At 50.7% G+C, this 12927-nt stretch carries 10 protein-coding genes; 5 read left to right on the forward strand and 5 right to left on the reverse strand.

Annotation, left to right across the window (positions count from 1 at the left end):
* A partial coding sequence (locus tag IQ260_RS17830; RefSeq protein WP_193994461.1) for a tetratricopeptide repeat protein occupies nt 1–444 on the forward strand: 444 nt, incomplete at its 5' end.
* A gap of 244 nt (nt 445–688) precedes the next feature.
* Here the strand turns inward: IQ260_RS17830 and IQ260_RS17835 are convergent.
* From IQ260_RS17835 to IQ260_RS17855, 5 genes are all read right to left on the reverse strand, one after another.
* Nucleotides 689–1063, reverse strand: a complete 375-nt coding sequence (locus tag IQ260_RS17835; protein WP_228016217.1) for a response regulator — start codon at nt 1061–1063, stop codon at nt 689–691.
* A gap of 5 nt (nt 1064–1068) precedes the next feature.
* On the reverse strand, nt 1069–4389 hold the full coding sequence (locus IQ260_RS17840; protein ID WP_193994463.1) for a response regulator: 3321 nt from the start codon (nt 4387–4389) through the stop codon (nt 1069–1071).
* An 18-nt stretch (nt 4390–4407) separates the two neighbouring features.
* Nucleotides 4408–6780: a response regulator gene (locus IQ260_RS17845; RefSeq protein ID WP_193994464.1), complete on the reverse strand. Its 2373-nt coding sequence runs from the start codon at nt 6778–6780 to the stop codon at nt 4408–4410.
* A 255-nt stretch (nt 6781–7035) separates the two neighbouring features.
* The gene (locus IQ260_RS17850) at nt 7036–7254 is read right to left on the reverse strand and encodes a hypothetical protein (RefSeq protein ID WP_193994465.1); all 219 of its coding nucleotides are present in this window, start codon (nt 7252–7254) and stop codon (nt 7036–7038) included.
* A 123-nt stretch (nt 7255–7377) separates the two neighbouring features.
* Nucleotides 7378–7986, reverse strand: a complete 609-nt coding sequence (locus IQ260_RS17855) for a pentapeptide repeat-containing protein (protein ID WP_193994466.1) — start codon at nt 7984–7986, stop codon at nt 7378–7380.
* Nucleotides 7987–8322: 336 nt separating this feature from the next.
* On the opposite strand from IQ260_RS17855, the gene ppsA reads away from it, so the two are divergent.
* From ppsA to IQ260_RS17875, 4 genes are all read left to right on the forward strand, one after another.
* The gene (ppsA, locus tag IQ260_RS17860) at nt 8323–10779 is read left to right on the forward strand and encodes a phosphoenolpyruvate synthase (protein WP_193994467.1); all 2457 of its coding nucleotides are present in this window, start codon (nt 8323–8325) and stop codon (nt 10777–10779) included.
* Between the two features lie 64 nt (nt 10780–10843).
* Complete coding sequence (locus tag IQ260_RS17865; RefSeq protein WP_193994468.1) at nt 10844–11380, forward strand: universal stress protein; 537 nt, start codon at nt 10844–10846, stop codon at nt 11378–11380.
* Nucleotides 11377–11886, forward strand: coding sequence for a bidirectional hydrogenase complex protein HoxE (gene hoxE, locus IQ260_RS17870; RefSeq protein ID WP_193994469.1), 510 nt, complete (start codon nt 11377–11379; stop codon nt 11884–11886). The genes IQ260_RS17865 and hoxE overlap by 4 nt, the downstream gene beginning before the upstream one ends.
* A partial coding sequence (locus IQ260_RS17875) for a (2Fe-2S) ferredoxin domain-containing protein (RefSeq protein ID WP_193994470.1) occupies nt 11883–12927 on the forward strand: 1045 nt, incomplete at its 3' end. The genes hoxE and IQ260_RS17875, both read left to right, overlap by 4 nt.

The raw sequence follows: 12927 nt of genomic DNA on the forward strand, positions 1-12927 counted from the left end.
ACTATCTATCAACGAGCCTTAGCGATCTACGAAGCTCAGCTTGGTAGCGATCATCCTGATACTGCCCAAAGTCTCAATGATCTTGCAGAGCTTTACAGCGTGATTGAGCAATACGAGAAAGCTAAACTTCTGTATGTCAGAGCTTTGGAAATTATCGAGGCAATTTTAGGAATAGACCATCCAAATAGAGCATTAACATCCTGCAATTTAGCTGCTATCTTCAGCCAACAAGGAGATTATGCAAGAGCAGAAAATTTATACACTACGTCTATAGAAGTAATCCTTAAAGCCTTAGGACAAGAACATCCTTCTACAAAATCCGCCATTGGACAATTCTTGCACTCGATCGGTTGCGCTGTTGATGCAGGGCAGGAAAAAGAGCTCTCAAGCCATCCTCTTACTCGGGAACTGCTTGCTCAAGTCAAAGCTAAGCAATCGGGGTGAGGAGTTCTCTCGCGAAAGCCGCGTGGTTAGCTATTTATATTCACCGTTAGCTCTGAAGGCTCACTATTCTGTATCCAGAAAGTTTGTGGATAATCACTCTACAAGTATATCGTCCAGAAGCTTTCTGGATAGTACCCTCAAACTCGGAGTTATCTAGAAAGCTTTAGCGTATCTTTACTAGTTCAAACGTCATGACCTGAGTGTGCCAGTTGCCTCATTCCATTACTCTAGCAGGTTCTATTTCCTAAAGCGGCCAATCCAGAATTTCAGCGATTTGATTTGCTAGGAGCATGGCCTTAAAGGGTTTGGTAATAATGGCAGTCACACCCAGGCTTAAAAATCGCTGCTGATCGGCTGTTTGGGTTTTAGCCGTCATCAGAATGACGGGTATTGCTCGAGTTTTGGCGTCAGCCTGCATACGCTTAAAAACCTCAATGCCATCCATATCGGGCATCATCACATCAAGTAAAACAGCATCTGGCAGGCTAGTTTGCATTTGAGCCAATCCCTCGGGGCCATTGTTGGCCGTTGATACCTGCCACCCTCCGATTGTTTCAAGGGCGACCTGGGCGACATCGCGAATATCGTCTTCGTCGTCAATAATGAGAATGTGCTTCATAATCACTATTTTACGGGATGCGTAACCCGGTTAATTAATTGCATGACTTGTTTTTCAAATTCGTCTGGAGCGACGCGACCCTTGGTTAAAAACAGCGTTTGTCCTAAGTGCAGTCGTTGACGCTCGCTATCGTCGAGATCTTTAGCTGTGTATATAACCAAAGGAACACGACAGAGTTGATTATGCTGTCGCAGCCAGTCTACGACAGCATAACCATTGCTTTCCGGTAGAGCCAGGTCGAGTACCAATAAGTCGGGAAGAACTTTCTGGCTGAGATAAATTCCGGCTTGTCCTGTGGAGGCGTGGTGTGGGGTAATGCCGTGACGTTCGAAGATGGCTGTTAGAACCTGGACGAGATCGAGATCATCTTCAACAATTAAGACCTGAATATCTTTTCGGGAGGATACTAAGGCCTGTTGCAGGGCTTGAAATAGGACAGCTTCGTCTGGCGGTTTGATAATCCAGTTGCTGATTTCGGAGTGTAGAGTGTCGCCTTCTTCAGGACTGAGACCGCTGAGAATGATGACTGGGATATCTCGAGTTTGCGATCGCGCTTTCAAGGCCGCCAACGTTTCTCCGCCGGACATCCCTGGCATCAATAGGTTGAGCAAGATTACATCGGGTTTCTGCGCCGTTGCCTGGGCCACAGCAGCCTGGCCAGAACTTACCGTAATCACTCGATAGTCTTGCTGTTCTAGCATGGTTTCGATCACCGTCCGCACAGAGGAATCGTCATCACACACTAATATCAGTGGTGGGCTGGTGTTGCTGGCGGGCAGGGACGTGGGTGGCGGCAATACCGGCAGACTAACAAAAAAGGTACTGCCCTGATCAGGAATGCTCTCAACCCAAATGCCACCTCCATGGTGCTGAACAATACTGCGGCAAACGGCTAGGCCCAGGCCAGTTCCCCCTCGCTTGCGGGAGTCGGAAGCATCCACCTGTTGAAAACGACCAAAAATGGTTTTGAGCTTATCGAGGGGAATTCCCCGTCCGTGGTCTCTAACCTGAAATTGTACCTGCTGAGCTGATACCGGAAGGGATGTGTCAGAGCTGGTCGGGTGGCTATCCTGTAATGTTGCGGTTAGTTCTACCGTAGCTCCCTGGGGAGAGAACTTAATTGCATTGCTAAGGAGATTGGTAAACACCTGGATGATTCGATCCGAATCGGCCCAGATTTTGACGGGTAAGGGGGTGACCGCTAGCTGGATACCGGCTTGCGTGGCCAGGGTGCGAATTTCGTCAGCAGCGGTGGTCATCAGTTCGCCACCATCACACACCTGTCTATTCAGGGTCATTTTGCCGGACTCAATGCGTTCGATGTCGAGCATGTCATTGATCAGCCGTACCAAACGGTCGGCATTTTTGGCGGCAATCTGCAGCATTCGCTGTCCCTTTTCTGGCTTGGTGTTCAACACACCGCTGGCGAGGAGATCTAAGGAACCTAAAATCGATGTGAGAGGAGTGCGTAGTTCATGGTTGACGACAGAAATAAACTCATCTTTGAGTTTTTCCACCTCGTGGCGATCGCTAATGTCGATACAGGTGCCAATGTATCCGGCAAAACTGCCATTTGCTCTAAAGCGAGGTACACCCCGACTCAAGACCCAACGATACTGACCATCGGCACGACGTAAGCGATATTCCAGCTCAAAGGTGCGATGCTCTTCAAAAGCTGTAGTATGGGTCTTGAGACAATAGTCATGGTCGTCTGGGTGAATGCCCTCGGTCCAGCCATTGTTCAGTTCCTGATCGAGCTGACGACCGGTGAACGTAAGCCAGGTTTGGTTAAAGAAGGTGTACAGGTGGTCTGTTCCCGTCATCCATAATAGGACCGGGGCACTGTTAGCGACGGTGCGAAAGCGGGCTTCACTTTCACGCAAGGCTGCTTCGATAGTCTGTTGCTGCTGCTGCGCTAAGTCGGCGGCGAGAAACCGACCAATGCTCTGGGCCATCAGTTCAATAATCTCTTGTTCATGGAGAGAGAACCCCTGATGGCGAATCTGGGTGGACGAGAAGTTGAGGGTACCGTAAATCTCTCCATTCACCCAAATGGGTGTACCCAGATAGGTTTCTAGATGCAGCATCCGATAAACGGGGTGGCCTTTCATGGCGTCCATATTGCCCACATGTTTGTAGGTAATGGTTTGATGCTCTTTGACGACGGCGGCACAGTAGGTGTCGGCCAGGGTAAAGACCTGATCGGCCGCTAATGATGTCAGATTTGACTGTACTGAGCGAATCATGTAGGTTTGGTCGTTAATTTGGCTGATGATGCCGGTTTCTAACCCGAGAATTTGACAGCCGGTTTCTAAACAGTCGGCAAACAGCTGATCAAACGTTTCATAGTGGGTGGTGTTGATGCGGTGGAGATGTTTGAGGTGACTACTAAACTGTCTAAGATGTGCTTCGGTGGCTTTGCGCTCAGTGGTTTCGGTGACCAGTTGGGACTGGCGCTGCTGAGATTTTTGGGTGAGCCAGACGACCCATGCAGCCAAGCCGGACAGCAGCAGACCCCCGATCAGTATCACCCCAGGTAGGGGAGACTTTTCCTGGGCCAGGAGGGCCGCTGTGGGCCATACTTCAATCTGCCAAATGGTGCCGTAGAGGTCGATTTCAGTATGTTGGCTCCAGCGGGTTTGGAGGTTAGCGGGGGCTGGGTCGGCAGGCATCCGACGGTAGATTTCGGTGCCGTTTTCTCGAATTGCGATCGCATAATCAGGGGCAACCTGCTCATGCAAAATAGTCTCGAACAGATGCTGTACCCGAAACACCCCCAAAATAAACCCGTCAAAGGACTGGTCAGCGGCCAGAAAAATAGGGGAATATACCAGCACGCCCTGGCCGCCCTGTACCAGATCTGTGGCTGCTGAAACCCCAACGATGCGGTTTGTGCGAGCAAATTCAAGGGCGGCTTTACGGTTGGGATCTGCCGCTAGATTTAAATCTTGAGCGGCCTCATTACCCTCTGTGGGCACAATCCAACGGATATAAAAGTTGGTATCGATCCATCCGATTGCCTGATAGCCGGGATAGTCATGCAGCAGACTTTCTGCGTCAATGGTCCAATCGGGTTCTGACATGCCTCCCTGGGCGGCCCATCTGCGGGACATGCGCACCAGCGCCTGGATCCGATTATCTGTTTGGGAGCGAATCTCTCGACTAATGCTAACGGTGGCGAAGTCAACCTGTCGGTGAATTTGGGTTTCTGCTTGGACCCTGAGGGACTGCCAAAGGGCTAATGTGGCGGCAATGATGCCTGTTCCCACGATGATGGGCAGCCACGTTGTTTTCCAGAGTTGAGCTTGTTTGTTGGAGGGCTGCATGGAGGTCTCCTCGATTTCCTAAACCGATGCGCCCGGCTGGGCTCGATCTAAGTGTTCTATTGCTTCCATGACCAGGGTGGCATAATTTCCCGCTGGCCAATCGTCGGCTAGTTCTTCATCCTCTGGAGGATAGGCTGCAAGTCCGGCCCTGAAGCTAATGGGTTCCTGGGTAGTGTTGGGCAAAGGCACCTGACGTAGCTGTTTGCGCACGCTCTGCAAACGCCGCATGCCTTCATTCACACTGAGGCCGTACATGGCCACCATAAACAGTCGACCTGCCCAGCGCCCCACCACGTCATCCCCGACAAATGTCTGATGGAGTAGATGGGCAAAATGAACCAGAACTTTATCACCCACGTCATAGCCATAGTGGCGGTTAATGTGGTCTAGATCATCGATGGCTAGCATGGCAATGCACACTGGTTGGCGATGCTGCTGTCCCCGCTCCAAGAGTTGAGTGACGGTTTGAATCGCATGACGACGATTGGCCAACCGCGTGAGGGCATCGATCTCCACCTGTGATTGTGTGAGCCGCGAGCGTTCTAGGCGGTTAAGAATGCGAGTGATCAGCTCTGGACCCACAATGGGTTTCGAGATATAGTCATCGGCCCCCACCTCAAACACCTGATGCTTTGTGCTGGGGTCGGTATGAGCGGTAAGAAACAGAATTGGGACGTGGCACCACTGCAAATCGCTGCGCACAACCTGGCACAGGGCTAGACCATCCACATGGGGCATTTCAACATCCAGCACCAGCACATCTGGTTGGATCTCATTAAACACCTCCCAAAATAGCCTGGAGTCTACCAGGGTGAACACTTTCAACCCCCAGGGTTTAAGCAGTTGCCTCACGGCCTCGAGAATTTGCGGATCGTCATCAACGACCAAAACCCTGGCCATGTCTGTGTGCGATCGCATCCACAGATCCATCACAGTGTCGATCACCGCTGCTGCGGGTACAGTGGACGGAATAAACCCCCGACCACCTAAACGGGACGCCTTGACCCGATCCAGCAAGCTATCTTGATCGGTCCGTAGCAGCACAGGCACTGGGGGAGTTAGGGCCTGCAATTCCCCCAAAAAGGTCACCATGTCAGGGGTCAGGCGAACCCTATTCTGATCTACAGTCTGGCATGCTGCCATTGCGAGATCCAAAAGCACCACATCTGGGCGCTGCTGGCTCAGCAGGGTGCGAGCCACGGCTGGATCATGTTGACACTGCATTGTCCAATCCTTAGCGATAGTTGTCAGGGCTGAGGCACACTCGGTTTGAAACTCATCATCACTGCTCACAACCAGCAGATAAGCAGCATGGGATAGGAGGGCATTACCCTGGGGGCTGGCTGGCTTTGGATAAAAAAGTGTGGGGGGGTCGCTATGCACAGCTCGTTGCACCGTTTGTCGTAGTTGACCAATTAAGTCTGATAGCTGAGTCCGCTCATGGTCTGGCAGCGCGGGCCAGTTTTGAAATGCTCGCTCTGCCTTTTGGGCCAGTTTTGAGCCCCGATCAATATTGAACATTCCTAGGGACCCTGCCAGCTTATGCGCCTCTGTCTCAGCCTGTTGCCGCAGGTCTTCTGCCAGGGTGTTGGTGACACCAGCAGAGGTGGCCTTTTCAATCACAGAAATACGTTGGTTCAGACGCTTTTTAGCCCGTTCCCAAACAGCAGTGGTTGCCACGTTGGCTTGCTGTGCGGCCTGGGGCGACAGTGTCGGTGTTTCTGCGTGTAGCCGATAGCCGATGCCATAGACCGTTTCGATCGGGTCATGACGTACATCAGCCGCCTTGAGATGCTGGCGTAAGCCCTTGATATGGGCCGTGATGGTTTCTTCTCCTGGGGACTCTTCAAAGGACCACAGGTGGTCGAGGATAGCCCCACGGCTAAACACCCGCTGGGGATTCCGGAAAAAAAGTTCTAGCAGGTCATATTCCCGTGGCCGCAGATAGATGGGTTTTCCCTGGTGGGTGACTTCGCGGGTACTAGGATCTAGGGATAGCTCTTCCCAGGTAAGCACCGGCAGTAGGGTAACGGATTCCCGCCGCTGCAGTGCCCGAATTCTAGCCAGTAGCTCCGCCAGGTTAAAGGGCTTGGTCATGTAGTCATCGGCCCCGGCATCCAAACCCAGAACCTTACTCTGGCTATCATCCTGAGCGGTGAGTAAAAGGATTGAGGTTTGGATACCGTGGGCTCTTAACCTGCGGCAAAGGCTAATGCCGTCCAGTTTTGGCAACATGACATCTAGCAAAATCAAGTCATAGCTGGAGACAGACGCTAGATCCCATCCCATCTGGCCATCGGTGGCCACATCGATGGCATAGTGCTCTGTGCTCAAAGCCCTGACTAAGGCTTCCACTAAAACGGTGTCATCTTCAACCAGAAGAATTTTCACCCTCAACTCCCCCTTAGTGCAATGACCCTGCCAAAAATCGACATGGGTCACCTTTAGGTCATAGCTTTCCTTGCCCACGCTAGCGCGAGTTTACGATGACTTAGGCCCGTGTTTGTAAATTGCAACACTCTTAGGGGTATGGATAGCCAGATGTTGTCGAAGCCTGAACCAAACGGGGAGTAGGAGAGAATGGTGAAGGGATATAGTTAAGAATTTAAGGAAATTGTATAGGGATATGGAGTCTGACGGGATTATTTAGCTGCAAACGGTTGACGGAGATTGGTGGCTGTTGAGTAAAGTCGCATCAGCCTCAGATAATGCAGGTATTCGACGGATCATTGGCATGATCTCTTTTCGGGCCAGAATTTGACCGTTTTCGTCGATCTTGAAATCACGCTCTGGAATATAGCCAGACAGGGTTAACGTTAGCAGTAATCGATTGACTTCGGCTTTGGTAAGTTGACGTATGGCCATGGTGGGAGGGGCTATTCCTTCAATTTGCTTATTTTCAGGTTAGGCAGGAATTCTGAAAATGTAATGAAATTGAAATGGCCAGTCATTTGAAAGGGAAAACCACAGGTTTTAACTTGGGCAGGATCAAGTTTGGGGCATGATTTGTGGAGGAACATCCAAAATTTCTGGGGTGGTCTGTCTTGGAACATACCAAGGGTCATCGGGAGGAGATAGAAGCTGATCATCCTCTGGAATAAAGATGGGTATCTCGCTGTTATCTTCCATGGGCTCTGTGCCACCACCAATACTGATGGCAGTGCCCTCAACGATGGCATTAGCCAGATTGATATTATTCATTGATGCTCCCGTCACATCAACGTAGTAAAGCTGAGCCTGGGAAAAGTTGACATTGTCCAAATCGGCATTGGCCAGACTGGCATTTGTCAAAAATGCTCCGGTCAAGTCGGCTCCGGTTAGATTTGCGCCGGTTAGGTCAGCCCCTTCCAGATTACTCCAGGAGAGATTAGCTCTGATCAGGTCTGCGCCCCGTAGGTCGGCTCCAATCAAATGGGTCTCACTGAGATCGGCATCGACTAAATAACAGTCCTGACATGCGTTGGTAATGACCAGCCGCTGGACGTTAGAGGCAACCATTTCCTCCATCACTGACCCCATGGGGGCTTCCGCGAAGCTTGGGGCTCCCAAAACCAAGAGGGAGATGAGGGGTAGCGTGGCTAAATATCGTCGTGTCATAGTCTCCTCCTTGGTCAACATGGTGGCTGTAGTGGGTCTTATCCGCCCGTGAGGTGGGAAAGTTCCAATGTTGACTGATAGTGTCCCTGGGGCAGCCCTAAAAAGAGTGTTGTCAAAGCGACTAACCTAGGGCTGGGCTGGGATAGAGTAGACGAAAACTCTTATCTACCCTAATTTAATTTTCGCATGAATGGCGTAAATCCATCATGCATCATCTTAGATTTAATGAAACGATACGTGAATTTCAATCCTCATAAATTCCTCAAACTGTTGATTTATAACCAGGTTGGAAACGTTCAGAATCGTTTCTAACTATTGTTTCTTGGATTGGGTTCTATGGTGCAAACGACACGTATGAATTTGACCCCTGCCAATACCGCCCAGACCGACTTTATCCTTGAATTTGAACAGATTAATATCCACGATATCCCCCGTGTGGGGGGTAAAAATGCATCTCTAGGAGAGATGATTCAACAGCTCACTCCCCAAGGGGTGCTGGTACCCACTGGTTTTGCTACCACGGCCTATGCTTATCGCTATTTTATTCAGCAGGCAGGATTGGAGGCGAAGTTGCGATCGCACCTCACTAACCTAGATATCGAAGACGTCACGGCCCTCCGCCACTGTGGTCGCAATGTCCGCTCGTTAATTCTTGAAACCCCGTTTCCACCTGAGCTAGAAACGGCCATCGCCAAAGCCTACCTAAACCTATGTGCCGACGGCGATAATCCGGTACTAGATGTGGCCGTGCGTTCCAGTGCCACTGCTGAAGATCTGCCCGATGCCAGTTTTGCTGGGCAGCAGGAAACCTACCTCAATGTCCATGGTGTCAAAAGTGTTCTAGAGTCCTGTCACAAATGTTTTGCTTCACTGTTTACCGATCGGGCGATCTCTTATCGCACTCTCAAGGGTTTTGACCACTTCACCGTAGCCCTTTCTGTAGGAGTGCAGCGCATGGTGCGCTCAGACCTGGCTACCTCTGGTGTGATGTTCTCCATCGATACCGAAACCGGGTTTAAAAATGCGGCTTTAGTTACGGCGGCCTATGGTCTGGGTGAAAATGTTGTTCAAGGAGCAGTCAACCCAGATGAATATCTAGTATTTAAGCCCACGCTCCGCGAAGGGTATCGCCCCATTTTGAAAAAGCGTCTGGGCAGTAAAGAAATTAAAATGGTGTACGACGTTGGCGGGAGTAAGCTAACTAAAAATATTCCAGTGTCGGATGTGGATCGCCAGCGCTATGCCATTACCGATGATGAGATTTTGACCTTAGCTCGGTGGGCCTGCATCATTGAAGACCACTATTCTCAGGTGCGAGGGATCTATACCCCTATGGATATTGAGTGGGCTAAAGATGGTCTGACAGGTGACTTATTTATTGTTCAGGCTCGACCAGAAACGGTTCAATCGCAAACGTCAGCCTCGATTCTTCGTAATTATGTTCTCCAGACCGATACAATAGACCTCTCTCCCTTAGTTACAGGCCAAGCCGTGGGAGAAATGATTGGTCAGGGAGCCGTTCGGGTGATTCAATCGGTACAAAACATGGCCGAATTTCAACCCGGTGATGTGCTGATTACCCAGCGCACCGACCCTGATTGGGAGCCAATTATGAAACGGGCGAGCGCTATTGTCACTGACCAGGGGGGACGCACTTGCCATGCGGCGATTATTGCCAGAGAGTTGAGCATACCGGCGATTGTGGGCTGTGGCAATGCCACCGAACGCCTAGTCACAGGTCAGCGGGTAACAGTTACCTGTGCAGCAGGAGAAGTGGGTAAGGTCTACGATGGGCAGCTGCCCTTTACGGTGGAAGAAACGGCGATTGATGAACTCCCCCGTACCCATACTCAAATTCTCATGAATGTGGGTAATCCAGAAGAAGCGTTTCATTTAGCGAAAATTCCCTGTGACGGTGTGGGCCTGGCGCGTATGGAGTTTATTATTGCCAACCACATTAAGGTGCATCCCCTAGCGCTACTGAATTTTGACCAGATTGAAGCAGGCCCAACCAAACATGAGATTGCCCAGCTAACAGCCCTCTATGACCATAAGCCTGACTACTTTGTTGAACATCTGGCCCATGGTTTGGGCATGATTGCAGCGGCATTCTATCCCAAGCCGGTGGTAATTCGTCTCTCAGATCTCAAGAGTAATGAATATGCCAATCTGTTGGGAGGTGAATCGTTTGAGCCTAAAGAGGAAAACCCCATGATTGGCTGGCGGGGAGCGTCTCGTTATACCGATCCTCGCTATCGCGATGCCTTTGGTCTGGAGTGTGTGGCGTTGCAGCGTGTTCGTCGTGACATGGGGCTGACTAATGTAATTCCCATGGTGCCCTTCTGTAGAACGCCGGAAGAGGGACAGCAGGTGCTCAATGAAATGGCCCGCTATGGCTTAGTCAGAGGTGACTATGGCCTCCAGGTGTACGTCATGTGCGAGATTCCCAACAACGTCATTTTGGCTCAGGAATTTAGCCAAATCTTTGACGGATTCTCCATTGGCTCTAACGATCTCACCCAGCTAACCCTGGGACTTGATCGTGATTCTGCCCTTGTGGCTCATCTCTTTGACGAACGCAGTGATGGCGTTAAGGCGATGGTGAGCAAAGTAATTGCTGAGGCGAAAAAGTACCAGCGAAAGATCGGTATTTGTGGCCAGGCTCCTAGTGACTATCCTGAGTTTGCTCAGTTTTTGGTCCAGCAAGGGATTGATTCCATTAGCCTCAATCCAGACTCTGTTGTGAAAACCACATTAGCTGTGGCTGCAATGGAAGAGGGGAATTTGGCATGAGGGTGTGTCTCCACCAGTCGTGACAAGGATTTGTCAGCTCTGTTCTAATTTGGGAGGATGTGTGATGTTCACTAAAATTCTGGTTGCCCTGGATCATGGCGATACTTGCGGAGATCTCTTCCAGAAATCGCTACAGCTAGCGCAATCGACTGGAGCTAAGCTACTGTTTTTGAGTGTATTAACACCGGATGGTGGTGGGAACTTGCCCCTTCCTGATAATTCTGGGCTGACATCCTTTAATGTAGGTATGCAAGAGAGTCTGTGGGATGTGTACCTCAAAAGCTATCGCGAATATGAAGAGGCTGCCACAGAACGGTTGCGCAACTTTGTTGATCGCGCCACAGACGCCGGGGTGAGCAGTGAGTTCAAGCAACTCAATAGTGATGTTGGTCGCGCGATTTGCGAACAGGCCAAAGCCTGGTCAGCCGATTTAGTCATGGTCGGTAGCCACGGACGCAAGGGGTTAGGTGAGATGCTGTTGGGCAGTGTGAGTAATTATGTCATGCACCATGCCCCTTGTTCTGTGCTAGTTGTTCATGAACCTGAAGAACCCAACGGCAATGAAAAAATTACTGAGGAGATCATGGTAGAACAGTCATGACGCGTAGCGCCACAGTTCATGCTTCCCCGGCTAATGACAAGCGATTACGCCTGTTAGAAGCAACTATGAAACGGCATCAGTATCGTCCAGATGCGCTGATTGAGGTGTTGCATCGTGCTCAGGAGCTATTTGGCTATCTGGATATCGATCTGTTGCTGCACATTGCCCATCGACTTAAACTGCCTCCCAGTCAGGTTTACGGTGTAGCTACCTTTTACCACTTTTTCTCGTTGGCGCCGAAAGGTGCACACACCTGTGTTGTCTGTATGGGGACGGCTTGTTATGTGAAACAGGCGGCACAGCTGCTCAGCTTTTTGGAAAAAACAACGGGTATCAAAGCTGGGGAAACAACATCTGACGGTCAACTGTCTTTGATGACGGCTCGCTGTTTGGGTGCCTGCGGTATTGCTCCCACCGTGGTTTTTGATGAGCAGCTGGAAGGACATCAAACTGTAGATAGCGTAGCGGAACGTCTAAATACTTGTTTATCTGCATCTAAGTCATGACTTTAGAGCAATTACGGCAGTCTGCATCAGCTGCTCAAAAAAAGTGCCATATTCGTTGCTGCACCGTTGGCGGCTGCCTTTCTGCCAATGGTGCTGCCGTTAAAGAACAGCTGGAAACAGCGGTGGCTGCCAGTGATTTAACAGACCAGGTGCAGGTGTCAAGGGTGGGCTGTATGGGGTTATGCAGTCAGGGACCCTTGGTAAGGGTGGCATCAGATGCAGCTGATGTACTCTATCGGCAGGTGACACCAGAACAATCTGCTGCCATTGTGGCGTCGCTCAATCAATTATCTCACCCTGAAAGCAGCCACCTCAAAACTCAACCGATGGATAGTCCATTTTTTACTCGACAGCATCGAATTGTGTTGGAAAATAGCGGTCGTATTGACCCAGAAAAGATTGAGGAATACATTGCGGCATCAGGCTACGAAGGCCTGCATCACTGTTTACGCGAGATGTCACCCGAAGCGGTGGTAGATGAGATCACCCGCAGTGGCCTGCGGGGCCGGGGCGGAGCTGGCTATCCCACAGGATTAAAGTGGGCCACCGTGGCGAAAATGCCGCCGGGGCAAAAGTATGTGGTGTGCAATGCGGATGAGGGCGATCCGGGGGCCTATATGGATCGCAGTGTATTGGAGAGCGATCCCCATCGGGTGTTGGAAGGACTTGCGATCGCAGCCTACGCCGTCGGTGCTAACCAGGGTTATATCTATGTACGGGGAGAGTATCCCCTGGCGATTAATCATCTGCAGACAGCTATCCGCCAGGCCAAGCGCCATGGTCTGCTAGGTAGCCAAATTTTTGACTCTCCTTTTGACTTTCGGGTGGACTTGCGCATTGGTGCTGGAGCCTTTGTCTGTGGTGAAGAAACCGCCTTAATGGCCTCTATTGAAGGCAAGCGGGGAATTCCTCGACCGCGTCCTCCTTACCCGGCTGAGTCAGGCTTATGGGGTTGTCCCACATTAATTAACAATGTGGAAACCTATGCCAACATTGCTCCCATTATCCGTAACGGAGCTGACTGGTTTGCCTCTATTGGTA

Source organism: Leptolyngbya cf. ectocarpi LEGE 11479, from assembly GCF_015207065.1.
GTDB lineage: Bacteria > Cyanobacteriota > Cyanobacteriia > Phormidesmidales > Phormidesmidaceae > Leptothoe > Leptothoe ectocarpi.